Here is a 24572-nt window from a genome sequence, read left to right on the forward strand (position 1 = left end):
CGACTTCGGCCGGGCCCCCGTCACGGACGTGTTCTCCGACCGGATGCCGCCCCACTTCCTCGTGCACTTCGCCGTCGAGGACGTACCGGCCGCTCTGGAGGACGTGCGGCGGCTCGGCGGCCGGGTCCAGGCCCCGCCTTTCCGGACCTCGTACGGAGAGGTCGCCGTCGTCACGGACAATCAGGGGGCTTCCTTCGCGCTGCTGCACCGCTGAGCGGGGCATCGTTTGCTCATCATTTGATCACTTCCATACCGAGACATCCCAATTGTCACCGGGTTCGCAACCAGGGCTCCGGCCAGGAAGAATCAGGGTGCGTGCCGCCATGGCGGTGCGGTGGTGAGACGCTGCACGAAGGTCGCGTGGAACATGTGGCTCGGCGCGGCTCGTACGGGGAGGTGGCAGGCAGAGTGGTGGATCAGCTGACGCAGCACGATCCGCGGCGGATCGGGCCGTTCGAGGTGCTGGGACGGCTGGGTGCCGGCGGCATGGGGCTGGTCTATCTCGCGCGTTCGGCGTCCGGCCGGCGTGTGGCGATCAAGACCGTCCGGACGGAGCTCGCCGAGGACCAGCTGTTCCGGGTCCGCTTCACGCGTGAGGTGGAGGCGGCCCGCGCCGTCTCCGGCTTCTACACGGCCGCGGTCGTGGACGCCGACCCGCGTGCCGCCGTGCCGTGGCTGGCCACCGCGTACGTCCCCGCGCCCTCCCTCGAGGAGATAGTGAACGACTGCGGCCCGATGCCGGCCCAGGCGGTGCGCTGGCTGGCGGCGGGCGTGGCCGAGGCGCTCCAGTCCATCCACGGCGCGGGCCTGGTGCACCGCGACCTCAAACCGTCGAACGTCCTCGTCGTGGAGGACGGCCCCCGGGTGATCGACTTCGGTATCGCGTCGGGCGTGTCGAACACGCGTTTGACGATGACGAACGTCGCCGTCGGCACCCCCGCCTACATGTCCCCCGAGCAGGCCAAGGACTCCCGCAGCGTCACCGGCGCCAGCGACGTCTTCTCCCTGGGCTCGATGCTGGTCTTCGCCGCCACCGGACACCCGCCCTTCCACGGCGCCAACCCGGTCGAGACGGTCTTCATGCTGCTGCGCGAGGGCCCGGACCTGGAGGGGCTCCCGGACGAGCTGCGTCCGCTCATCGAGTCCTGTATGCAGATGGACCCCACGGCCCGTCCCAACCCGGCCGACCTCCAGGCCCAGCTCGCCCCGCACCTCTTCGGCTCCGGCTCCGACGACAGCGGCACGGCCTCCGCGTGGCTGCCCGAGCGGGCCGTGGGCCTGATCGAGTCCCGCCGCAACGGCCGCCCGGCCGGCAAGCCCGCCCAGGGCGCCGGCCGCAGCGGCGGCGGACGCCCCGGCCCCGCTCCGGGTCCCGCGCCCATCCCGCCCCCGCCCGCGCACGACCCCGTCGTCCCGGCGCCCGTGCCCGCCGCGTCCGTGGCCGCCCCGGCCGGCGGCCCCGACACCGGCCCCGTCCGGCTGGCCGGCGCGCAGGTGCCCATCGGCCCGGGCCCCCGCGTCGCCGACGTGCGTGCCGCCGCCGTGAAGGCACCCCCTCCCGAGGCCGCCCTCGCCGCCTCCTGGGCCAAGCCCCGCCCCGGCGTCAACGGCACCGGCCCCGCCGTGGGCCCGGCCGTCGCCGCACCCCCGGCCCCGGCCGCGCCGCCGGAGCAGGCCGGCGGCTGGCGGCCCTGGCGCTTCCGCATGTCCAACGACGTCTGGGGCACGCCCGCGGTCGCCGACGACCTGGTCTACGTCACCTCCTTCGAGGTGCACGCCCTGGACGTCGCCACCGGCCGCCGCCGCTTCAAGACCCGGGACGTCGCCTGGTCCATGGCGGTCGCTGAGGGCCGGATCCACGCCTCCGACGGGCCCACGTTGTTCGCCTTGGACGCCCGTGAGGGCGCCGACCTGTGGCGTCTGCAGACCGACGCCTGGGTCTACACGCTCCAGGCCGGCCGCGGCACCGTCGTCACCGGCACCCGCGGCGGCGGCGTCCAGGGCTGGGAGGCCTCCGGCGGCCAGAAGCTCTGGGAGATCACCGGCTGCCAGACCGACTTCGAGTCCCCCGAGGCCGGACCGGTCCTGCACGACGGCACGGTCTACGTGTGGCAGGACGCCCGGCTGCGCGCCCTGGACGCCCGCACCGGCGAGGAACGCTGGTCTTACCCGATCGGCGACGCGGCCTCCTGCGGCGGCGTCCCGATCCGGCTCACCCAGGCCACCGACGGCTACGTCTACGTCTGCGCCGGCACCCGCGTCCTCGCCCTGGACGTGGCCGCCGGGCACGTGAAGTGGCACTTCGAGGCCCCGGCCGTGTTCCTCTGCCCGCCCACCTTCGTCCCCGGCCCGGCCGTCACCGGCGGCGGCATCTACCTCGCCGACTACCTCGGCACGGTCTACGCCCTCGACGCCACCGACGGCCGCGACCGCTGGCGCATCGCCACCGAGTCCCGCTCCTGCGTCGACCCCGTCCTGGTCGCCGCCGGCCATGTCCACGTGGGCAGCGGCAAGGGCCTCTACACCCTCGACGCGGTCACCGGCACGCCCAAGTGGCGCTTCCAGGCGGGCGGCGACATCGTGGGCGCCCCCTCGGTCGCCGAGGGCCGTATCCACTTCGGCTCCACCGACCACCTGCTCTACACCCTGAAGGCCGACGACGGCCGGCTGCGCTGGAAGCTCGCCACCGGCGGCGAGATCACCGGCTCCCCGGTCGTCCGGGACGGAGTGGTGTACGCGTGCAGCAAGGACCGCTGCGTGTACGCGCTGGACGCGGAGAAGGGCACGGGCACGGCGCGCACGGCCTGACGGGTCCGGGACGGCCGCCGGACCGCCCGACCGGCCCGGGACGGCCGTCGCACCGGCGTACGGAAGGGGCTCCGGACGGCGGCCGTCGTTCGATGGGAAGCGGTCCGTTCACCGCTTCCACCCACGACGCTACGCCGGGCACGCCCCGGTCGCCACGCGGTGACATGACCGTGACAGATGATCACTAGGCTTCCCGGTATGCAGACACGGGGGCGCGGGCTCAGGTTCACGGCGGTGCTGGTCCTGGTGGTGCTGGCACTGACCGGTTTCTCCTCCGGCCGGGGCCGCGGCGGCAGCAACGGCCACAGCGGCGGTGGAGGCGGCGGCGGGTGCAGCAGCGCCGGCCAGGACCACGACAGTTCGAGGTCGTCCACGTCGAGCGGCGGCGCCTACGGCTCGGGCGGCTCCAGCGGTTCCTACGGCTCCGACGACGACGATGACTACGGCAGCGGCACCGGTGGCGGCTCCTACACCCGCAGGCCGGACCACGGCTCCACGCCGACGTCCGGCTCCGGCAGCGGCAAGGCCCTGAAGGACGGCATCGCGAGGCTGGTGAGCTGCGCGACCCCGGCGGCCCCCTACGCGACCGTCGAGGTCAGCAACCCCAACGGCCGCACGGCGGACTTCTCCGTCTCGGTGACCTTCGAGGACGACCTGGGCATCACCGTCGTCAGCCGGGGCGGCGACGTCACGGTCCCCGCGAACGGCAAGGCCACCGTCGACGTCCGGGTGGGCGGCTCCGGCCTGGTGGACTCGGTCGACCGCTGCAAGGTCGAGGGCCGGGCCCCCGTCGACGACTGACAGGGGCCCCTGGCGACGGGACGTCAGCCCCGCAGCTCCGTCAGGAACTCGATGAGCGCCTCGTTCACCTCGGCGGGCCGCTCCTGCTGCGTCCAGTGGCCGCAGCCCGGCAGCACGAGCGGCTTGCGGCGAAGGTTCGGCATCAGCTCGGGCAGCCGCTCGATGAGTTCGGGTGTGCCCGGGAAGGCCGGGACCAGGTCCCGGTCGCCGTACATGTACAGCGCGGGCGGGGACACGACCGCGCCCTGCCAGGGGGCGGTCAGCTCCCAGTTGCGGTCCAGGTTGCGGTACCAGTTGAGGGCGCCGGTGAAGCCCGGCTCGAAGCTCTCGGTGAGCACGTCGAGGTCGCCCTCGGTGAGCCACGCGGGCAGCACCTCGGGGTTCGGCGCGTCCGCGAGCCAGCCGCGCTCCGGGTCGACCAGGGCCTGCTCGGGCCGCCCGGCGCCCGGCGCGTCACCGGAGGTGGAGTACAGCAGCTTGCGCAGTGCCGTGCGGGTGTCGGCGGCGAACTCGGCCTCCGCGGCCCCGGGCCGGTTGAAGTAGTTCCAGTAGAAGCGGCCCTCGAACCGCTCCTGCATGGCCTGAAGCGGAGGCCGGCTGCCACGGAACGGCGGCGGCACGCTCAGCCCGGCCACCCCGCGCACCACGTCGGGCCGCAGCAGTGCGGTGTGCCAGGCCACCGGGGCGCCCCAGTCGTGCCCGACGACGAACGCCCGCTCCTCGCCCAGCGCGTGGATCAGTCCGACCACGTCTCCCACCAGGTGGAGGATGCTGTACGCGGACACGTCCTCGGGGCGGTCGCTGCCGCCGTACCCCCGCTGGTCGGGCGCGACCACCCGGAAACCGGCCTCGGCGAGCGGCCCGAACTGGTGCCGCCAGGAGTGCCAGGACTCCGGAAAACCGTGCAGCAGCACCACGAGCGGGCCCTCGCCCTGCTCCGCGATGTGCAGTTGTATGCCATTGACGTCGATCATCCGATGCGCAACCACGCCCCGAGCATACGCGTGTAGGAGGAAACAATTTCCTACCGCAACCGGTACTCCCGCGACCGCCCCGCGAACAGCCGGGTCTGCCGCTCGCCCGCCGCGTTCCCGAGTGCGATGAGGTGCGGTGCCTGTGCGAGCCCCTGCGCCCGGCCCGCCTCACTCGCGGCCCACAACGCCCGCACGGTCCCCTGCACGGCCTCGGTCGGATACCCGGCGAGGACGGCGGCGCACGCGGTCGCCGCACCCAATGCCTCTCCCTCCGCCACGAGTTCCGACACCAGCCCGGTCTCGTACGCCCGTCGGGCCGAGATCCGCTCCGCCGTCCCCATCAACGCCATCCGCGCGACCTCCCCGAACGGCATGCGCTGCGCCATGAGCACCGACTCGTAGGCGCTGACCATGCCGTAGGTGGTGTGCGGGTCGAAGAAGGAGGCGGTGGTGTCGGCGACGAGGAACTCCGCCTCGCCGAGGAGGTAGAAGGCCCCTCCGCAGGCCATGCCGTGCACGGCGGCGACGACCGGCTTCCACAGGTCGTTCGCCTTCGGACCGATGCCGAGCAGCGGATCGTCCTGCGCGTACGGCGAGTTGGGCTGCGGGACGACGGCGTCCCGGTCGATGCCGGTGCAGAAGGCCCGCTCCCCGGCCCCGGTGAGAACGATCGCCCGCACGGAGTCGTCGAACCGCAACTCGTCCCAGGTGGAGGCCAGTTCGTCGGCCATGGCCAGGTCGATGGCGTTGAGCCGCCCGGGCCGGTTCAGCGTCACGACGGCGACCCCGCTGTCCCGGTCGGCCCGTACGAGCACACTGCTCATGAACGCTCCACAACCCACTGGGGAAGGCCGTCGTGGAAGACCACCCGCACCCGCGCCCCGATGCGCAGGTGCTCCGGTGGCAGGGAGCCGAGGGGCTGTCCGGCCCCGGCGACCACATTGCCCACCAGCCGGATGCGGGGCGCCTCGTCCAGCTCGACGACGACCACGTTGTACGGCGCCCGCGCCGCGTAGTCGGGCAGCAGCGGCGGATGGGCGACGACGTACGACCAGACCCGGCCCCGGCCGGACACCGGCCGCCACTCGCTCGCGAAGGACTGGCAGTGCGGGCAGCAGGGCCGGGGCGGGAAGCGGAACTCGCCGCACGCGGCGCAGGCCTGGACGCGGAGTTCGCCCTGGGCGGCGTACTCCCAGAAGGGACGGCCGTCGGTGTCGGGGACGGGACGCAGCATCGGTGGCTCCTCAACTCCTCAGCAGCAGGGCGGAGGTCGGGACCCCCTCACCCGCCGTGACCAGACAGGCGGAGGCGCCCGGGACCTGCGCGGTACTGGTGCCGCGCAGCTGCCTGACCCCTTCGTTGATGAGGTTGAATCCGTGGACGTAGGCCTCGGACAGCCCGCCCCCGCCGGTGTTCAGCGGCAGCAGCCCGCCGGTCTCCAGCGCCCCGCCCTCGGTGAACGTCCCGCCCTCGCCGCGCCCGCAGAAGCCGTAGCCCTCCAGGGAGAGCAGGACCAGGGGTGTGAAGGCGTCGTAGATCTGGGCGACGTCGACGTCCTCGGGGGCCAGGTCGGAGTGGTTCCACAGGTGCCGGGCGGCGGCCCAGGCGGGGCCGGTGAGGGGGTCGTCGTTCCAGTAGTTGACCATGCCGTGGTGCTGGGCCGGGAGCGACTGGGCGGCGGAGTGGACGTACACGGGCCTGCGCCGGCAGTCGCGGGCCCGCTCGGCGGAGACCACGACACAGGCCAGCGCCCCGTCGGTCTCCAGGCAGTTGTCGAAGAGGCAGAGGGGCTCACTGATCCAGCGGGAGGTCATGTACATCTCGCGGGTGAGGGGCCGTTCGTACATGATCGCGTCGGGGTTCTGGTTGGCCCGGTTGCGGCAGGCCAGGGCGACGTTGAACAGGTGGTCGCGGGTGGCGCCGTACTCGTGCATATAGCGGCGGGTGAGCATCGCGATCTCGTCGGCGGGCCGCAGCAGCCCGAACGGGCGGGTCCACTGGGCCGGGGTCGGCAGCTGGACGGTGGTGTTCGTCCAGGGCCGCGGCCCGCTGCCCCGCTTGCGGGAGCGCCAGGCCACCCCCACGCTCGCCTGCCCGGCGGCGATGGCGGCGGCGAGATGGGCGACGGTGGCGCACGAACCCCCGCCCCCGAAGCCGACCTTGCTGAAGAACGTGAGGTCGCCGAAGCCGCACGCCTTCGCCAGCTCCACCTCGTCGGTCTCCTCCATGGTGTAGGAGGCGAGGGCGTCGACCTCGCCGGGCGCGATCCCGGCGTCGTCGAGAGCGGCCAGGACGGCACGGCAGGCGAGGGTGCGTTCGTCCTCCGGGAGCCGTTTGGCGAAGGGTGTCTGGCCTATGCCGACGAGAGCGGTGGCGTCCTTGAGGCCTCCCGATCCTGCTGCCATGCTGCGCGCACCTCCGGGGCCGAACGGTCGCTGACAGGCCGTCAGATTACCGATAATCTGACGGGTAGTCAGCTCCTACGTCGTCGGGAGGCGCGCTGTGCGAGCGGATACGGCATGGGCAAGCGTTCCGGACCTGGTCAGGACGGCGACCGAGCGCTACGCGGACACGGAGGCCGTCGTCGAGGGCCGGACCCGCGTCACCTACGCGGAACTGGGCGCCCGCGTGGAGCGCGCGGCGGCGGCCTGCCTGGCGACCGGCGTGGAACCGGGCGACCGGGTCGCCGTCTGGGCCCCGAACTCGCTCGACTGGATCGTCGGCGCCCTGGGCGCGGTCTCGGCGGGTGCCGTGCTCGTCCCGCTGAACACCCGCTTCAAGGGCACCGAGGCGGCGGACGTCCTGCGCCGCAGCGGCGCCCGACTGCTGTTCGTGACCGGCACGTTCCTCGGCACCTCGTACGTGGCGTCCCTGCGCAGGGCGGCGGGGGACGGCCCGGGCACCGGCCCGCTGCCCGGCCTGCCCGCCCTCAAGCACGCGGTCGTCCTCTCGGGCGACGCCCCGGCGGACTTCCTGACCTGGAAGGACTTCCTGGCCGCAGGGGAGGGGGTGGGGACGGCGGACGTACGGGAGAGGTCCGCTGCCGTCCAGGGGTCCTGGCCCTCGGACATCATCTTCACCTCGGGCACGACGGGCCGCCCCAAGGGCGCGGTCATCACCCACGGCCAGACGCTGCGCGCCTACGACATCTGGGGCGACCTGGCGGGCCTCACCCGGGGCGACCGCTACCTGATCGTCAACCCCTTCTTCCACACCTTCGGCTACAAGGCCGGGGTGATCGCCTGCCTGATGCGGGGCGCGACGATGATCCCCCAGCCGGTGTTCAACGTGACCACGGTCCTGGCCAACATCGCCGCCGAGCGGGTGTCCGTGCTCCCCGGCCCCCCGACCCTCCTCCAGTCCCTCCTGGACCACCCCGCCCGCGACGCCCACGACCTGACGGCCCTGCGCCTGGTCGTGACCGGAGCGGCGGTCGTGCCGCTGCGTCTCGTGGAGCGCCTGCGCACCGAACTCGGCGTCGACACGGTCCTCACCGCCTACGGCCTCTCCGAGGCGAGCGGCGTCGTCACGATGTGCCGCCGCGGCGACGACCCGACGGTGATCGCGTCCACGTCGGGCCGGGCCATCCCCGGCACGCGGCTACGGGTCGTGGACCCCGAGGGCCGGCCCCTGGCGCCCGGGCTGCCGGGCGAGGTCCTGGTGCGCGGCTTCCACGTCATGACCGGCTACTACGAGGACGAACAGGCCACCGCCGAGGTGCTGTCGCAGGACGGCTGGCTGCGCACCGGCGACGTCGGCGTCCTGGACGCGGCGGGCAACCTGCGCATCACCGACCGCCTCAAGGACATGTTCATCGTCGGCGGCTTCAACGCCTACCCCGCCGAGATAGAGCAGCTCCTGGGCCTCCACCCGGACGTGGCCGACGTGGCGGTGATCGGCGTACCCGACGCCCGGCTGGGGGAGGTCGGGCGGGCCTACGTCGTACGGCGACCCGGCGCCCTGCTGACCGCCGACGACCTGATCGCCTGGTCCCGCAGGGAGATGGCGAACTACAAGGTCCCCAGAAGCGTGGCGTTCGTCGCCGAGCTGCCGCGCAACGCGAGCGGGAAGGTCGTGAAGGGCGCGCTGCGGGACGCGGTCACCGGCCGGGCGGCAGGGCCGGGGTCCCCGTGACCGACATCATCAGGGAGTACAGGGTGGTGTCGGCGGCGATGAACAGGCGGTTGCGCCGGGCCCCGCCGAACCGGACGTTGGCGACGGTGCCGGGCACCAGGATGCGGCCGATCAGCGTGCCGTCGGGGTCGTAGCAGTGCACGCCCCCGGCCATGGCGGCGGCCCACAGCCGCCCCTGGTCGTCGAACCGGATGTTGTCGAAGTTGCCGAGCGCGCACGCGGCGAAGACCTCACCGCCGGAGAGCGAGGTCCCGTCCTCGTGGACGTCGAAGACGCGGATGTGGTTGGCGACGCTGTCCGACACGTACAGCCGCCGCTCGTCCGGCGAGAAGACCAGCCCGTTGGGCCCCTGGAACCCGTCGGCGACCAGCCGCACCTCGCCGCTCGCGGGGTCGACGCGGTAGACGTTCCGGGCACCGATCTCGCTCTCGGCGCGATGCCCCTCGTAGTCGGTGGCGATCCCGAACTCGGGGTCGGAGAACCACACCGACCCGTCCGACCTCACGACGGCGTCGTTCGGGCTGTTGAGCCGCTTGCCCCGGAACCGCTCGGCGATCACGGTCACCGAGCCGTCGTGCTCGGTCCGGGTCACCCGCCGATTGCCCTGCTCACAGGTGATGAGACGGCCCTGGCCGTCCAGGGTGCTGCCGTTCGGGTACCCGGCGGGGGAGCGGAACACCCCGACGGCCCCGGTCGTCTCGTCCCAGCGCAGCAGCCGGTCGTTCGGGATGTCGCTCCACACGAGATACCGCCCGGCGGGCACGTACACCGGCCCCTCGGCCCACCGGCACCCCTCGTACAGCGTCTCCAGCCGCGAATCCCCCGCCTGACACCTGCCCGTCCGGAACCGCTCGTCGAGGGTCTCGTAGAGATGGGGCTGCTCGCCGGGCATGGGGGCCGCCTTCATGAGTGGGCCGACGGGTGATCTGCGCGGGTCCACTATCGCGCGCCGGAACCGGCGGCGCACTCTGCCGGGACGACGGCACGCCCGGCCGGTATGGTAAGTGGTATGGCAACGAAGAAGTACACCGTGACGCTGCCGGAGGAGCTCGCCGAGGAGATCCGGCACGAGGTCGGGTCCGGCGGCTTCAGCGCCTATGTCACACGGGCCATAGAGCGCCAGCGCGAGCAGGACCGGCTGGGAGAACTGGTGACCTGGCTGGAAGAGGAGCACGGCCCCGTCACCGAGGATGAGCTCGCCTCGGCGGAGGCCGAGCGCAGGGAGTTCGAGCGCCACTTCACCGAGCAGGGCCCGGGGCAGGCCGGCGAGCGACACCGGAGGGCGAGCTAGTGGTGCCGTCCTGCTACGTGCTGGACTGCGAGGCGTTGTCCAGGGTCGTCCTGGGCGACCGGGTGATGCTCGCGCGGCTCAAGGACGCGCACCGTTCCGGTATCCGCGTCGTGACCAGCTCGATGACGCTGATCGAGGCGTACCACGGCCGGGTGAGACGGGCGGCCTGGGCATGGGCGATGTCGCGTGTCGTCGTGGAACCCGTGACCCGGGAGGTCGCCGAGGCGGCTGTCACCCTGCTCCAGGACACCGGCCTGCACGGCCACGAGTACGCGATCGACGCGGCCCTTGCCGTGATCGCGAGCCGGCAGCCCGCGGGCGTGGTGCTCTTCACATCCGACGAGGACGACATGGGGAAACTGTGCGGGCCGGGCGTACGGGTCGTTCCACTCTGACGCGACGCCGCCTCCCCGTGCACACACCTCGGCCGCGACGGCTCCCCCTCCGCGCCGCCGCGGCCGATCCCCGTGTACCGGTGGCTTACTTCGTCGGCTTGAAAGGCTCCGACGTGGCGTGCAGGTCCTTCGTCTCCAGCGGCTCGTCCGTGGCGTGCAGGTCCTGCTTCTTGACGGCGCCCTCTTCCGTGGCGTGCAGGTCCTCGGTCTTGAGCGGCTCGTCGGTGGCGTGCAGGTCCTGCGGCTTGAGCTCGTCGCCCATGATCGTCAACTCCCCTTGGCATGGATCAAGCAGTGAAGTCGGCGGGCCCGCCCGGTCACTCCCCCGAGGATGGCCGGACGGGCCCACCCGGGCCGCTCACCCCTTCAACATCAGGGCGAGGCCCGTGCGGCGACCCGTCTGCCCCCCGACGCGACGGATCGACTGCGTCCATCATGACGGGAGGCGATAAACGAATGATGAACGCCCCGACGACGCCCCGGCGGACCCTCAGGCCGCCTGCACCGGGGAGAGCAGCGCCCGCACCTCGGCCGCCTCGGGCGAGCCCAACTCCTCGTAGATCCCGGCCGCTTCCTGCCAGCAGACCTGGGCGCGGCCGGTCTGGCCTATGCCGCTGAGCGCCCGCCCGAGAACCGTGAGGACGTTGCCCCGCCGCCACTCCCCGCCGATCCCGCGCAGCACCGTGAGCGCCATCTCGGCGTTCGCGGCGGCCCGTGCGGCACGCCGGGCGGCGAGATCCACCTCGGCCAGCCGGAACAGGCTCATGCCCTCCCAGAGGCGCTGCCTGCTGTCGCGGAACACCTCCAGCGCCTCCTGGAGCCGGTCGGCCGCGTTGCGCAGCTCCCCGCTCTGGGTGAGGGCGAGCCCGAGGGCGTAGCGGGCGTTCGCGCCGCGCATGGAGTTGCCCATGCCGTCGTAGATGTCGATGCCCTCCTGGGCCAGTGCGACAGCGCTCTGGGTGCGCCCGGTCGCGAGGTGGATCCGGGAGAGGTTGCAGAGCGCGGCGGCCTCGCCGGGGCGGTCGCCCAGGGCCCGGAAGTGCTCGATGGCCCGGGAGAGGTGCTCCTCGCCGTCCGTGTGCCGGTTCTGGTACAGCGCGATGATGCCGCGGGCGTTGCGGGCCCAGCAGACGGGGAGCAGGTCGTCGGACTCCTGGGCGAGCAGGATGGCCCGTTCCGCCTCCTCCTCGGCCCGTTCGAAACGGCCGCTCACGTGGTGGACGTTGACGAGCGTCATCAGCGCCCGCGCCTCCGCCCGCCCGAGGCCGTGCGAGCGGGCCGCGCCGACGAGCGCCCCGGCCGTCGCCTCGTACTCCTTGGAGTTGGCGCCCGACTCGGAGAGGTCGTGCGCGGCCCACAGCATGTCGATGGCCCGGGGGAGGCTCTCCGGCCGTCCCGCGGACTGCCGTGCGCAGGCGAGGAGGCACATCGCCTCCGCGTACAGCCAGTCCTGCGCCGCGTGCCGGTCGTCGAACCGCAGCCCCGGGTACGACGTGGGCTCCAGGTAATCCACCAGCCGGTCGCCCGGCCGCTCGATCGCGTACACCCCGGCCGCGGACGCGAGGTAGAAGTCCAGCAGCCGGGACAGCGCCGACGCCCGCTCGCTCGGCGGCAGTTCGTCCCGTTCCGCGCAGGCACGCGCGTAGAGCCGCACCAGATCGTGGAAGCGGTAGCGGCCGGGGGCCGCCGATTCGAGGAGGGAGGTGTCCACGAGGGACTCCAGCAGGTCCTCCGTGTCCTCGGCCGGCAGGTCCAGGACCGCGGCGGCGGCGGTGAGGGAGATGTCGGGGCCGTCCGCCAGGCCGAGCAGGCGGAACGCGCGGGCCTGGGCGGGTTCCAGCTGCCCGTAGCCGAGTTCGAAGGTGGCCTTGACGGCCAGGTCGCCGGCCTGGAGTTCGTCCAGGCGGCGGCGCTCGTCGGCGAGCTTGGCCGCGAGGACCGACACCGTCCAGGTGCGGCGGGCCGCGAGACGGGACGCCGCGATGCGGATGGCCAGTGGGAGGAAGCCGCAGGCCGCCACCACGTCCAGGGCGGCCTTCCGCTCGGACGCCACCCGCTCCTCGCCCACGATCTTCGTGAACAGCGCCAGCGCCTCGTCCGGGGACATCACGTCGAGGTCGATCAGGTGGGCACCCGCCAGGTCCACCATCCGCACCCGGGAGGTGACCAGCGCGGCGCAGCCGTCCGTGCCGGGCAGCAGGGGGCGTACCTGGGCGGCGTCGCGGGCGTTGTCCAGCAGGACCAGCACCCGGCGCCCGGCCAGGACCGAGCGGTACAGGGCCGCGCGCTCCTCCAGGGAGTCGGGGATCGCCGAGTCGGCCGTGCCGAGGGCGCGCAGGAAGGAGCCGAGGACCGTCTCCGGCTCCGCCGCCCGGGCGCCCGCGCCCTGGAGGTCGACGTACAGCTGCCCGTCCGGGAACGCCGTGCGCGCCTGGTGGGCCACATGCACCGCGAGGGTCGTCTTGCCGACGCCGCCGATGCCCGCGAGGGCCGAGACCGCCATGACCCGGCCCTCGGCCGAGGCCAGGATCTCGCCGAGTTCCCGTACGAAGCCGGAGCGGCCGGTGAAGTCCGGCACGGTCGCGGGCAGTTGTGCCGGACGGACCGGGACGGAGGCCGGCTCGGGCGCCGGGGAGGAGGGCTCCGCAAGTGAGGGGTCGGCCCGGAGGATCCGCTGCTGCAGCTCGCTCAGGCCGGGGCGCGGGTCCACGCCGAGTTCGTCGGCGAGCAGACGGCGGGTGTCGGCGTAGACGGCCAGGGCCTCGGCCTGGCGGCCACTGCGGTAGAGCGCCAGCATCAGGAGCTCGCGCAGCCGCTCCCGGAGCGGATGGGCCGCGGTGAGGGCGGTGAGCTCGGAGACGGCCTCGGCGTGGCAGCCCTGCTCCAGGTCCATGTCCAGGCGGGACTCGAGGAGCTGGAGCCGCCACTCCTCCAGACGGACGCGCTGGGCATCCGCGTAGGGGCCGGGCACTCCGGCCAGGGTCTCCCCGTCCCACAGGGCGAGGGCGCGGCGCAGGGTGGCGCGGGCGTGGCACAGGTCGCCGGCGGAGCGGGCCTTCTCCGCCTCGGTCGCCAGGTCCTGGGCGACGGTGAGGTCCAGGGCGCCCTCGGCGAGGTCGCGGACCGCGTAGCCGCCGGACTCGCTGACCAGGACGGCGGTGGCGGCCCCGGTCCCGCCCGGCCGGCCTGCCTCGCCGCCGGGGCCGAGCACCTTGCGCAGGCGGGAGGCGTACGTCCGTACCGCTGCCAGCGCCTGCGAGGGCGGTTCCTCACCCCACAGGGCGTCGATCAGCTCCGCCGCCGTGGCCGTCCGGCCCTCGCGCAGCAACAGGGCGGCGAGCAGGGCGCGTTGCTGGGGAGAGCCGGTGGCGACGGGTTCGTCTCCGCGCCAGGCGCGCACGGGGCCGAGCACGCCGAAGCGCAGGGCCGCGGACTCGGCCGGTTCGGCCGTCCTCGAGGGCGCGGGTCCAGCCGTCGTCGCCGACTCCCGCGTGGCGTCGGGACGCCGCTGCTCCGGTACGCGCGGCACACCGTTCGGTACACCGTCCATGCAGTCCCCCTAGACATCCTGAGCAACCAGGCCAGTTTGCCTTGTTGGCGGCGGATACGTCAGCCGTGGGAGACGCCGATCACAGGGCGGCGTGCGGGAGTCCACCAGGTCTGCACACTCTCTTCGCACGCGCCCGGCCGCACCGCGTGCATCACGCCATCTCGGCCGGAACCCGCCCCCGTACGCATAGCTGACGCCCCGTCAGATCGGCGCTACCGTGAGCGCCATGGACACCCACGACAGCACCTTTCCGCTGATCATCTCCGTGGACGACCACACCGTGGAGCCCGCGAGCGTCTGGCAGGACCGGCTTCCGGAGAAGTACAAGGGCGCCGGACCGCGGATCGTCCGGGCCCCCGTGAAGGAAATGACCTTCCTCGGAGGGCGCTTCAAGCCGGTCATGGGACAGCCCGGGGACGACGGCCCCGTCGGGGACTGGTGGGTCTACGAGGATCTGCGGCGGCCCCTGACCCGGCTCGACACCGCCGTCGGGTACGACAGGGACGAGATCCGGCTGGAGGTCATCACCTACGAGCAGATGCGGCCCGGCTCCTACGACGTCACCGCGCGGCTCGCCGACATGGACGTCAACCACGTCCAGTCCGCCCTGTGCTTCCCGACCTTCCCGCGCTTCTGCGGCCAGACCTTCACCGAGGCCGAGGACCACGAGCTGGGCCTGCTCTGCGTCCGGGCCTACAACGACTGGATGGTGGAGGAGTGGTGCGGCCCCGACGCGCGCGGGCGGCTCATACCCCTGCCCCTCATCCCGCTCTGGGACGCCGAGCTGGCGGCGGCCGAGGTCCGGCGCAACGCCGCCCGCGGGGTGCGTGCCGTCGCCTTCTCCGAGATACCGCCCTTCCTCGGGCTGCCCTCCATCCACACCGACGGCTGGGACCCCTTCCTCCAGGCGTGCGACGAGACCGGCACGGTCGTCGCCATGCACATCGGCTCCAGCAGCCGCATGCCCTCCACCTCCGCCGACGCCCCGCCCGCCGTCGGCTCCACCATCACGTACGCCAACTGCTGCTTCTCCATGGTCGACTGGCTGATGAGCGGCAAGTTCGAGCAGTTCCCCAACCTCAAGGTCATGTACGCCGAGGGCCAGATCGGCTGGATCCCCTACATCCTGGAGCGGGCCGACGTGGTGTGGGAGGAGAACCGCGGCTGGGGCGGCGTCGCCGACAAGGTGCACCGGCCGCCGTCCGAACTGTTCGCCGAGCACGTCTACGGCTGCTTCTTCGACGACGCCTTCGGGCTGCGCAACCTCGACTCCATCGGCGTCGGCAACGTCCTCTACGAGACCGACTACCCCCACTCCGACTCCACCTGGCCGAAGTCCCGCGAGGTCGGCGAGGCGCAGATGGGGCACCTGGAACCCGACGTGGTCGAGCGGATCGTGCGGGGCAACGCCATCGAGCTGCTCGGGCTGACGGCCGAGGGCCTGTGGCCGGGCGGCGGCGGTGGGGCACGGTGAGCCTGCGGTACGGGATGCAGCTGCCCGTCCAGTCGCAGAGCACCCTCTACGCGGAGGGCTGGGAGGCGGAGGCCGGGCCCGGCGACCTGCTGGACATCGCCCGCGCCGCCGACCGGGCCGGATTCGACTATCTGGCCGGTTGTGATCACGTCGGCATCCCGCGTCGGCTCGCCGCCGCGATGAGCACCGTCTGGTACGACCCCGTCGCCACCCTCGCCTTCCTCGCCGCCGCCACCGAACGCGTCAGGCTGCTCAGCCACGTCGCGATCGTCGGGCTGCGGCACCCCCTGCTCACCGCCAAGCAGTACGCCACCCTCGACCACCTTTCGCGCGGTCGCCTGATCCTCGGGGTCGGCGCCGGGCACGTCCAGGAGGAGTTCGAGGCCCTGGGCGTCGACTTCCGCCGGCGCGGGGCCGTCCTGGACGAGTCGATCGACGCCCTGCGCGCCGCCCTCGGCCCCGACGAGTTCCCCCAGCACCACGGCAAGCTGTACGACTTCGAAGGGCTCGGGCAGCGGCCCCGGCCGACGCAGGACCCTGTTCCGCTCTGGGTCGGCGGCTCCTCGCCCGCCGCGGTACGCCGGGCCGCGCTCAAGGGCGACGGCTGGCTCCCGCAGGGGGACCCGCGGGACCGGCTGCCCGCGCAGATCGGCCGCATCAGGGAGCTGCGCGAGCAGGCCGGTGTGCAGGGCCCGTTCACCGTGGGTGCCATCGCCGAACCGCTGTACGTGGGCACGCCCCGCTGGGAGGTGGGGCGCCGGACCCTGACCGGCGGGCCGCAGCGGCTCGCCGAGTCGCTGCGGGCGTACCGGGCTATGGGCGTGCACCAGATCCAGGTGCGGTTCCGCAGCCGGAGCCGCGACGAACTCACCGACCAGATCGCGGCGTTCGGCGCCGAGGTCGCCCCCGAGCTGTGAGGAGACCCCATGGGCAAGCTCGACGGAAGGGTCGTCATCGTCACCGGCGCCGCACGCGGCCAGGGCGAACAGGAGGCGCGGCTGTTCGCGGCCGAGGGCGCCCGGGTGGTCGTCGCGGACGTGCTCGACGACCAGGGCGAGGCCCTCGCGAAGGAGATCGGCGCGCGGTACGTCCATCTCGACGTGGGCCGGGAGGACGACTGGCGGGCCGCCGTCACCGCCACCAAGGACGCGTACGGCCATGTCGACGGGCTCGTCAACAACGCCGGCATCCTGCGCTTCAACTCCCTCCTCGACACGCCTCTCGACGAGTTCATGCAGGTGGTGCAGGTCAACCAGGTGGGCTGCCTGCTCGGCATCAAGGCGGTCGCCCCGGAGATGGCCGACGGGGGCACGATCGTGAACACCGCCTCCTGCACCGGCCTGACCGGGATGGCCGCGGTGGGCTCCTACGCGGCGACCAAGCACGCCGTGGTCGGTCTGACCCGGGTCGCCGCCCTCGAGCTGGCGGGGCGCGGGATACGGGTCAACGCCGTCTGCCCGGGGGCGATCGACACCGCGATGGCCAACCCGGCCCGGCTCGACCCGGACGCCGATCCGGAGGAGGCGGCGAAGGGCCTCGACCGGCTGTACCGCAAGCTCGTGCCGCTGGGCAGGGTCGGGCGGCCCGAGGAGGTGGCGAGGCTCGCGTTGTTCCTGACCTCGGAGGACTCCTCGTACATCACGGGACAGCCGTTCGTGATCGACGGCGGGTGGCTGGCAGGGGTCAACGTCATCTGACGTGCCATCAGGTATTGACGCTCCCGGAGGCCGGTGGAACAGTCGGAGCCATAAATCTGACGCATCGTCAGAACTGACCGTGGGGCGGTGAACCTCCTTGGAATTCGGCATCTTCGTTCAGGGATACGTCGGCAAACGGGCCGAGACCGACCCGCTCGCCGAGCACAAGGCGCTGATGGAGGAGACCGAGTACGTCATCCAGGCGGACAAGTCCGGCTTCAAGTACGCCTGGGCCTCCGAGCACCACTTCCTGGACGAGTACTCGCACCTCTCCGCCAACGACGTCTTCCTCGGATACCTGGCGCACGCGACCCAGCGGATCCACCTGGGCTCCGGGATCTTCAACCCGCTCGCCCCGGTCAACCACCCGGTGAAGGTCGCCGAGAAGGTCGCCATGCTGGACCACCTCAGCGGCAACCGCTTCGAGTTCGGCAGCGGGCGGGGCGCCGGGTCGCACGAGATCCTCGGGTTCATGCCGGGGGTGACCGACATGAACCACACCAAGGAACTCTGGGAGGAGACCATCGCCGAGTTCCCCAAGATGTGGCTCCAGGACGAGTACCAGGGCTTCCAGGGCAAACACTGGTCGCTGCCGCCGCGCAAGGTCCTGCCCAAGCCGTACGGCGGGTCGCACCCGGCGATGTGGTACGCGGCCGGGTCGCCGCCGTCGTACGCCATGGCCGCGAAGAAGGGGCTCGGCGTGCTCGGCTTCAGCGTGCAGAAGGTCTCCGACATGGAGTGGGTGCTGGAGCAGTACAAGACGGCGATCGTGGACGCCGAGCCCGTCGGGGACTTCTTGAACGACAACGTGATGGTGACGACCACGGCGATCTGTGCGCCGACCCATGCGGAGGCCGTGCGGATCGCGGCGAGCGGGGGGCTGCACTATCTGCCGTCGCTGGTGTTCCGGTACCACGACACGTTCCCGCGGCCCGAGGGGTTCCCGGTGTGGCCGGAGACGTTGCCGGAGTACACCGAGGAGTTCGTGGAGGTGCTGATCGAGGAGGAGCTGCTGATCTGCGGGGATCCGGACGAGGTGCTGCGGCAGTGTGAGCGGTGGGAGCGGGCCGGGGCGGATCAGTTGAGTTTCGGGTTGCCGGTGGGGGTGCCGAAGGAGGAGACGCTGCAGACGATCCGGTTGGTCGGGGAGTACGTGATTCCCAAGATCGATACGGATCCTGTGCATCGGACTTCGCGGTTCCGTCAGGGGGCCTGAGCTTTCGTCGGCGGGTGCGGTGTGCGGTGTGCGTTGTGGTTGTTCGCGCAGTTCCCCGCGCCCCTTCAAGGCATCGGTCTCAAGGGAGTTGAGTGGTCATGCTCGATCACGTCATCAAAGGGGCGTCCGTCGTCGACGGGTCCGGTGGGCCCGGCTACACCGCCGACGTCGGCATCCGCGACGGGCGGATCGCTGTCATCGGTCGGGTCACCGAGGAAAGCCGGACCGCCGAGGACGCTCACGGCCTCGTCCTCACCCCCGGCTTCGTCGACCCCCACACCCACTACGACGCCCAGCTCTTCTGGGACCCGTACGCCACGCCCTCGCTCAACCACGGCGTCACCACCGTCGCCGGCGGGAACTGCGGGTTCACGCTCGCGCCGCTGCATCCCGACCGGCCCGAGGACGCCGACTACACGCGGCGGATGATGTCCAGGGTCGAGGGCATGGCGCTGGTGGCGCTGGAGGAGGGGGCGCCCTGGAGCTGGCATTCCTTCGGGGAGTACCTGGACGCCCTGGAGGGGCGGATCGCCGTCAACGCCGGGTTCATGGTGGGGCACTGTGCGCTGCGGCGGTATGTGATGGGGCCGGACGCGGTGGGCGGGCAGCCGAGTCAGGAGCAGCTCGCCGCGATGGTGCGGCTGCTGCGGGAGGCCATGGACGCCGGGGCCTGGGGTCTGTCCACGACCCAGTCGAGCAGCCACTCCGACGGGGACGGGCGGCCGGTCGCCTCGCGGCACGCCCAGCCGGCCGAGCTGCTGGCGCTGTCGCGGGCCGTCGGGGAGTGCGAGGGCACGCAGATCGAGGCGATCGTCGCGGGCTGTCTGGACCAGTTCAGCGACGCCGAGATCGATCTGTTCGTGGAGATGAGCGCGGTGGCCGGGCGGCCGCTGAACTGGAACGTGCTGACGATCGACGCGGCCGTTCCCGAGCGCGTGCCCCGGCAGCTGCTCGCGAGCGAGCAGGCGCGGAAGGCCGGCGGCAGGGTCGTGGCGCTCACCATGCCGATCCTCACGCCGATGAACATGTCGCTGGGGACCTTCTGCGCGCTCAATCTCATCCCCGGGTGGGGGCCGGTGCTCGGGCTGCCCGTGCCCGAGCGGATCGAGAAGCTGCGCGACCCGGACGTGCGGGCCGAGCTGCTGCGGCGGGCGAACTCCAAGGAGGCGGGGGTCTTCCGGCGGCTCGCGAACTTCGGGCGGTACGTCATCGGCGACACCTACAGCGAGGCGAACGCCGGGCTCACCGGGCGCGTGGTGAAGGACATCGCCGAGGAGCGCGGGCAGGAGCCCTTCGCCTGCCTGGTGGAGATCTGCGCCAACGACGGGCTGCGCACGGTGCTGTGGCCGATGCCGACCGACAACGACCCGGCGTCCTGGGCGCTGCGGGCCCAGACCTGGCAGCACGCGGACGTGCTGCTCGGCGGGTCCGACGCGGGCGCCCATCTGGACCGGATGTGCGGGGCGCCGTACACCACCCGGTTCCTCGGGGACTGCCTGCGGGGCCGGAAGCTGGTCGGTCTGGAGCAGGCCGTGAAGATGCTGACCGACGACCCGGCCCGGCTCTTCGGGCTGCGGGAGCGGGGGCAGGTGCGGGAGGGCTGGCACGCCGACCTGGTCCTGCTCGACCCGGAGCGGATCGACGCGGGTCCGGCCACCCTGGTGCACGACCTGCCGGGCGACAGCCCGCGGCTGGACTCCCGGGCGCTGGGCGTGCGGGCCGTGTGGGTCAACGGCGTCGAGGCGATCCGGGACGACGTGGTGACCGGGGCCGTACCGGGCCGGGTGCTCCGCTCCGGGCGGGACACGGAGACGGTGAGCACGCGGTGACGGCACGGCAGCCGCTGTTCGTCGGCGGCTCCTGGGTGGAGCCGGACTGCGGCCACTACGAGGTGACCGACCCGGCGAGCGAGGAGACCGTCGGCTGGGCGCCCGAGGCCTCGCGGGATCAGGTGCTCGCGGCCTGTGCCGCGGCCCGCGAGGCCTTCGGGCCGTGGTCGCGCACCGCACCCGAGGAGCGGGCCGCGGTCCTGGGGCGGGCGGCGGGGATCATCGCCGGCCGACTGAAGGAGTACGCGGAGCTGGCCCGGGCCGAGACCGGAGCGACCCGCGGCACCGCACGTGCCATGCAGGTCGGGGTCGCCGCCGCCCGCTTCCGGCGCTACGCGCGCGTGGAGCCCGCCGAGTGGCCTATCCCGCCCCAGATCAACGAGGCCGGGCCGATGGGGAAGGCCGGGGTGATGGGCGCTGTGGCCGTCCGGCAGCCCGTCGGGGTCGTCACCTGTATCACCTCGTACAACAACCCCTGGGCCAACCCGGCCGGGAAGGTCGCCCCGGCCCTGGCCATGGGCAACACGGTCGTGGTGAAACCGGCCCCGCAGGATCCGCTGTCGGTCTACCGGATGGCCGAGGCGCTTCAGGAGGCGGGCGTCCCGCCGGGTGTGGTGAACGTCGTCAGCGGCGCGCGTACCGAGGTGGGTGAGGCTGCCGTGGCGTCGCCGGACGTCGACATGGTCAGCTTCACCGGCTCCACGGCGGTCGGACGGCGGATCGCCGAGGTGTGCGGGCGGGGCATGAAGCGGCAGCTGATGGAGCTGGGCGGGAAGGGCGCCGCGCTCGTCTTCGACGACGCCGACCTCGGCTCGGCCGTCGCCGGGATCGGCACCACCTTCTCCTTCTACAGCGGGCAGATCTGCACGGCACCGACGCGGGTGCTGGCGCAGCGCGGGATCCACGACCGGCTGGTGGAACAACTGGCGGCCTACGCGGGCCGGTTGAAGGTCGGTGACCCGCGGGAGCCGGACACCGTGGTCGGGCCGGTGATCTCGGCGGCGCACCGGGACCGCGTGGAGTCCTACATCGAACTGGGCCGTAAGGAGGGCGCGGTGGTGGTGGCGGGCGGCGAACGCCCGGACCTGCCGTCCGGCTTCTACGTCGCCCCGACCCTCCTCGCCGACTGCACCGGCGACATGCGCGTGGCCCGCGAGGAGATCTTCGGGCCGGTGGTGGTCGTCATCCCCTTCGACGACGAGGAGGAGGGCATCGCGCTCGCCGACGACACCGACTACGGCCTCATCGACTACGTCTGGTCGGGCGACGTGGCCCGGGCCTTCCGGGTGGCCCGGCGGCTGCGGGCCGGCGGGGTCGGGATCAACACCGTGGGACGCAACATGGAGGCACCCTTCGGCGGGTTCAAGCAGAGCGGAGTGGGCCGCGACGTCGGCTCCTACGCCCTGCACGCCTACAGCGAGGTGCAGTCGATCGTGTGGCCGGGCTGACGCCTCTCAGCAATCCAGGTCCACCCGCACCGTCAGCAGATTCGTGCCCAGCGCCCGCACCCCCAGGCTGTTGACCCGGGGCAGTGCCCGCAGTCGCGCCACCGGATCGTCCTGCGGCATCAGATGCGCCGTGCCCTCGTGCCAGCGTCCCCGGATCCGCACCCGTACGCGCGGATCGGCCTTGATGTTGCGTACGTACTGCGACCGTTCGCCGAACTCCGACACCAGCCAGAAGGAGTCGTCGACGCGGCGCCCGCCCACCGGTGTCCTGCGGGGCAGTCCGGAGACGCGGCCCGTCGTCTCCAGGACCGTCTGGAAGGGGAGGCGGCGCAGGAGCGGGTTGAGGCGGCGCTGGAAGGCTGTGGTCGCCCGGAACCTCAGGTCGGTGCGGCGGGACATCGTCTGCGGGTCTCCTTCGCACGAAGCTCTCACGGTTTCTGCAAGGGATCCTGCTTCAATGATCCCTCACGCGGCAACGAGGAGAGCGGGTGGCTGCGGATGCGGATCGTGACCTGGAACCTGTGGTGGCGCTTCGGCCCGTGGCAGACGCGGCAGAAGGCGATCCTCACGGCCCTGCGGGAGCTGCGGCCCGACGTCGTCGGACTGCAGGAGGTGTGGGCGGCCGACGGCGAGAACCTCGCCGAGTGGCTCGCCGGTGAGCTGGACCTGCACTGTGCCTATGGCGCCTCGCCCGCCCCGGAGCGCTGGCAGCGGCGGATCGGGGACCCGACGGTCGGCATAGGCAACGCCGTGCTGAGCCGGTGGCCGGTCGTCGACCAGGACGTGCTGCCGCTGCCCGCCCCGGCCGACACGGACGACGGCCGCCTCGCCCTCTACGCCCGCCTGGCCGCCCCCGGTCACGAAGTCCCCTTCTTCACCGCCCACTTCACCTCCGCCCCGGACGCCTCGGCGGTCCGCTGCGGCCAGGCCGCCGCGCTCGCCGGTTTCGTCGCCCGGCACCGCGGCGACACCTCCTTCCCGCCCGTCGTCACCGGTGATCTCAACGCCTGGCCCGACTCCGACGAGGTCCGTCTCCTCGGCGGCTACAAGACCGCCCCGGCCGTGCCCGGCCAGGTCCTCCTGGACGCGTGGGAGTACGCCGACCCGGCCGCCCCGTCCGTGACCTGGGACCCGGCCAATCCGTACGTGGCCCGCACCTGGGAGCCCGGTGTGCGCATCGACTACATCCACGTGGGCCCGCCCGGCCCCGACGGACTCGGCCGCGTCCAGGACGTACGGCGGGCCTGTGACGGCCCGGTCGACGGGGTGTGGCCCTCCGACCACGCGGCGGTCGTCGCCGACCTGGGCACCGCCTAGTCGCGCCCCAGGAAGATCGGATTGGTGAACGCCGCGAGGGCCCCCGGCAGTGGTCCCGCCGCCGCCTCGTGCCGGAGTTCGGCCCGTACGTACGCCGCGTACGACGGGGTCGTCCGCCACTCGACGACGCCCGAGCCGGAGACCGGCAGCGGGGCGCTGGTGTGGAGGACGCCCTGGTCGGTGACGAGGCGGACCGTGCAGCGCGGCGCGCCGGTGACCTCCAGGCGGACGGTGACGGGGGTGTCGCGGCCCACGGTGAGCCGCTCGCCGATGCCCGCGTGCTCGCCGCGTCCGCCGGACGCCCGCAGCGACAGGCTGACCCTCGCGGACTCGGCGATGTAGGAGCGTCCCGCCCGGATGCCCTCCTGGATGGCCTCCCGGGTCAGGTCGTCGGCGAGGACGACCGTCTGGGGGCTGCCCACCGCGTCCGGGGAGCGGTGGGCGTCGCTGCTGCCCATGGCCGGGATCCAGTCGCGCCCGTCCCGCACGGATGCCACCAGCATGCTGTCCCAGTCGGCCAGTGCCACCTCGTCGTCGGGCGTGTAGGGGCCGTTCCACACCTCCACGGCGTCCGCCTCGGCGAAGCCGAACTTCCAGTTGCAGCCGACGCACGTGGCGTGCGGGTGGGCCGGGACGACCAGGCCGCCGGCGCGGCGGATCTGCCGGGCGAACCGGCCGAAGCGGTTGTCACGGGCCCGGTACCGCCAGTCCACGAAGGTGCCCGGGTCGGTGCCGAGCGCGACGACGTGCCCGTTGCGAGTGGTGATCTCCTCTCCCAGCATGACCAGCAGGTCGTCCCCGGCCACGTCGGCCCAGTGGGCGTGCGCCGTGTGCGTGTTGTGCTCGGAGGAGTTGATGAAGTCCAGGCCGGCCGCCCGGGCCAGTTCACCGATCTCGGCGGGGGTGCGGCGGCCGTCGGAGTGCCAGGAGTGCAGGTGGCAGTCGCCCCGGTACCAGGCCCGCCCCCGGCCCTTCGCCCGCTCCGGCGGATACACCGGCTCGGGAGCCTCGCCCGGCTCCCCGTACGTCAGCGTCACCGTGATCTCGTACGACAGGCTCTGCGGGGCGACCGTGTACGGCCCGAGCGCGATGTGCCAGGTGCCCTCGCGCACCGGGCCCGGGACGTAGCCGGGCGTCGCGTCGTCCGCGCGGAGGAAGAACTCGGTGCGCGCCCCGCCCGACCAGCCACGGAAGCCCCGGCCGCCGAGCTCGGTGCCGCGCTCGTCGAAGACGCCGATGTCGAGGGCGTTGCCCGCGGTGCCGGCCGGCACGGACGGCCGGTCGTAGGCGTAGGAGACCTTGAGCTCCCGGACACCGGCCGGGACCTCGACGGGCACGTACACGAAGTCCGGCGAGCCGGGCGGCAGCGTGCCGCGCACGGTCCTGCTCTCCCGGTCCCCGTCGCCCGCTGCAGCGAAGCTCACGCTTCCCAAGGTAAGCGCGACCGCCGCTCCCGTCACGAACAGGGCGCGCCTGCCGAACCCGCCGTGGCTGTCCTCGCACATGCTGCTGCTCCCCAGGTGTCGTCGGTGACGTGGCACGGGTGGTGCGCGGTGGTGCGTGTGCACTCTTGTAGTCAGCGGTGAACCGGCGTGCAAGGGAGGGGAATTGGACGGCGACCATCAGGGAATCGCGGTG

Annotated in this window: 22 protein-coding genes; 13 read left to right on the forward strand and 9 right to left on the reverse strand. The window is 72.8% G+C overall.

Annotated elements, in window-relative coordinates:
* From ABT116_RS13960 to ABT116_RS13970, 3 genes are all read left to right on the forward strand, one after another.
* Positions 1-214 (forward strand): VOC family protein (locus tag ABT116_RS13960; RefSeq protein ID WP_502983864.1); only part of this gene is annotated, 214 nt, incomplete at its 5' end.
* Positions 215-408: 194 nt separating this feature from the next.
* The gene (gene afsK, locus ABT116_RS13965) at positions 409-2808 is read left to right on the forward strand and encodes a protein serine/threonine kinase AfsK (RefSeq protein WP_351632223.1); all 2400 of its coding nucleotides are present in this window, start codon (positions 409-411) and stop codon (positions 2806-2808) included.
* A gap of 198 nt (positions 2809-3006) precedes the next feature.
* A complete protein-coding gene (locus ABT116_RS13970) occupies positions 3007-3609 on the forward strand; it encodes a hypothetical protein (protein WP_351632226.1) in 603 nt (200 codons plus the stop codon).
* Positions 3610-3632: 23 nt separating this feature from the next.
* Here the strand turns inward: ABT116_RS13970 and ABT116_RS13975 are convergent, their stop codons facing one another.
* From ABT116_RS13975 to ABT116_RS13990, 4 genes are read right to left on the reverse strand one after another with little or no spacing between them, the layout of a single operon-like run.
* Positions 3633-4583, reverse strand: a complete 951-nt coding sequence (locus ABT116_RS13975) for an alpha/beta fold hydrolase (protein ID WP_351632301.1) — start codon at positions 4581-4583, stop codon at positions 3633-3635.
* Positions 4584-4633: 50 nt separating this feature from the next.
* Positions 4634-5407, reverse strand: a complete 774-nt coding sequence (locus ABT116_RS13980) for an enoyl-CoA hydratase/isomerase family protein (RefSeq protein ID WP_351632228.1) — start codon at positions 5405-5407, stop codon at positions 4634-4636.
* A complete protein-coding gene (locus tag ABT116_RS13985; protein ID WP_351632231.1) occupies positions 5404-5817 on the reverse strand; it encodes a Zn-ribbon domain-containing OB-fold protein in 414 nt (137 codons plus the stop codon). The genes ABT116_RS13980 and ABT116_RS13985 overlap by 4 nt, the downstream gene beginning before the upstream one ends.
* A 10-nt stretch (positions 5818-5827) precedes the next feature.
* On the reverse strand, positions 5828-6988 hold the full coding sequence (locus tag ABT116_RS13990; RefSeq protein ID WP_351632234.1) for a lipid-transfer protein: 1161 nt from the start codon (positions 6986-6988) through the stop codon (positions 5828-5830).
* 97 nt (positions 6989-7085) lie between these two features.
* Between ABT116_RS13990 and ABT116_RS13995 the strand changes: the two genes are divergently transcribed.
* Positions 7086-8717, forward strand: a complete 1632-nt coding sequence (locus tag ABT116_RS13995; protein ID WP_351632237.1) for a FadD3 family acyl-CoA ligase — start codon at positions 7086-7088, stop codon at positions 8715-8717.
* On the opposite strand, the gene ABT116_RS14000 is transcribed toward ABT116_RS13995, so the two are convergent.
* A complete protein-coding gene (locus ABT116_RS14000) occupies positions 8683-9609 on the reverse strand; it encodes an SMP-30/gluconolactonase/LRE family protein (protein ID WP_351632240.1) in 927 nt (308 codons plus the stop codon). The two genes, ABT116_RS13995 and ABT116_RS14000, sit on opposite strands and share 35 nt — an antisense overlap.
* Positions 9610-9726: 117 nt before the next feature.
* Between ABT116_RS14000 and ABT116_RS14005 the strand changes: the two genes are divergently transcribed.
* Positions 9727-10008, forward strand: coding sequence for a hypothetical protein (locus ABT116_RS14005; RefSeq protein ID WP_351632242.1), 282 nt, complete (start codon positions 9727-9729; stop codon positions 10006-10008).
* A 65-nt stretch (positions 10009-10073) separates the two neighbouring features.
* Positions 10074-10403, forward strand: a complete 330-nt coding sequence (locus ABT116_RS14010) for a hypothetical protein (protein ID WP_502983865.1) — start codon at positions 10074-10076, stop codon at positions 10401-10403.
* An 85-nt stretch (positions 10404-10488) separates the two neighbouring features.
* Here ABT116_RS14010 and ABT116_RS14015 read toward each other — a convergent pair whose 3' ends face one another.
* Both ABT116_RS14015 and afsR read right to left on the reverse strand, forming a co-directional pair.
* A complete protein-coding gene (locus ABT116_RS14015) occupies positions 10489-10665 on the reverse strand; it encodes a hypothetical protein (RefSeq protein ID WP_344466760.1) in 177 nt (58 codons plus the stop codon).
* 228 nt (positions 10666-10893) lie between these two features.
* The gene (gene afsR, locus ABT116_RS14020; RefSeq protein WP_351632247.1) at positions 10894-13953 is read right to left on the reverse strand and encodes an SARP-family global regulator AfsR; all 3060 of its coding nucleotides are present in this window, start codon (positions 13951-13953) and stop codon (positions 10894-10896) included.
* A 226-nt stretch (positions 13954-14179) separates the two neighbouring features.
* Between afsR and ABT116_RS14025 the strand changes: the two genes are divergently transcribed.
* The 6 genes from ABT116_RS14025 to ABT116_RS14050 all read left to right on the forward strand — a co-directional run bounded on the left by ABT116_RS14025 (position 14180) and on the right by ABT116_RS14050 (position 21617).
* The gene (locus tag ABT116_RS14025; RefSeq protein ID WP_351632249.1) at positions 14180-15427 is read left to right on the forward strand and encodes an amidohydrolase family protein; all 1248 of its coding nucleotides are present in this window, start codon (positions 14180-14182) and stop codon (positions 15425-15427) included.
* A gap of 14 nt (positions 15428-15441) precedes the next feature.
* Complete coding sequence (locus tag ABT116_RS14030) at positions 15442-16344, forward strand: TIGR03619 family F420-dependent LLM class oxidoreductase (RefSeq protein WP_351632303.1); 903 nt, start codon at positions 15442-15444, stop codon at positions 16342-16344.
* Between the two features lie 9 nt (positions 16345-16353).
* Positions 16354-17124: an SDR family NAD(P)-dependent oxidoreductase gene (locus ABT116_RS14035; protein WP_351632252.1), complete on the forward strand. Its 771-nt coding sequence runs from the start codon at positions 16354-16356 to the stop codon at positions 17122-17124.
* Between the two features lie 97 nt (positions 17125-17221).
* Positions 17222-18340 (forward strand): LLM class flavin-dependent oxidoreductase, encoded by a 1119-nt coding sequence (locus tag ABT116_RS14040; protein WP_351632255.1) that lies wholly within the window; start codon positions 17222-17224, stop codon positions 18338-18340.
* Between the two features lie 98 nt (positions 18341-18438).
* Positions 18439-20169 (forward strand): N-acyl-D-amino-acid deacylase family protein, encoded by a 1731-nt coding sequence (locus tag ABT116_RS14045; protein ID WP_351632258.1) that lies wholly within the window; start codon positions 18439-18441, stop codon positions 20167-20169.
* Positions 20166-21617 carry an aldehyde dehydrogenase family protein gene (locus tag ABT116_RS14050; RefSeq protein ID WP_351632261.1) on the forward strand — a complete coding sequence of 484 codons (1452 nt, stop codon included), beginning with the start codon at positions 20166-20168 and terminating at the stop codon, positions 21615-21617. Before ABT116_RS14045 ends, ABT116_RS14050 begins: the two co-directional genes overlap by 4 nt.
* A 6-nt stretch (positions 21618-21623) precedes the next feature.
* Here the strand turns inward: ABT116_RS14050 and ABT116_RS14055 are convergent, their stop codons facing one another.
* Complete coding sequence (locus tag ABT116_RS14055; RefSeq protein WP_351632263.1) at positions 21624-22016, reverse strand: nitroreductase/quinone reductase family protein; 393 nt, start codon at positions 22014-22016, stop codon at positions 21624-21626.
* 99 nt (positions 22017-22115) lie between these two features.
* On the opposite strand from ABT116_RS14055, the gene ABT116_RS14060 reads away from it, so the two are divergent.
* Positions 22116-22934 (forward strand): endonuclease/exonuclease/phosphatase family protein, encoded by an 819-nt coding sequence (locus tag ABT116_RS14060; protein WP_351632265.1) that lies wholly within the window; start codon positions 22116-22118, stop codon positions 22932-22934.
* Here the strand turns inward: ABT116_RS14060 and ABT116_RS14065 are convergent.
* A complete protein-coding gene (locus ABT116_RS14065; protein WP_351632267.1) occupies positions 22931-24439 on the reverse strand; it encodes a CehA/McbA family metallohydrolase in 1509 nt (502 codons plus the stop codon). The two genes, ABT116_RS14060 and ABT116_RS14065, sit on opposite strands and share 4 nt — an antisense overlap.
* Between the last annotated feature and the right edge of the window lie 133 nt (positions 24440-24572).

This window comes from Streptomyces sp. NPDC002130 (assembly GCF_040296465.1).
GTDB lineage: Bacteria > Actinomycetota > Actinomycetes > Streptomycetales > Streptomycetaceae > Streptomyces.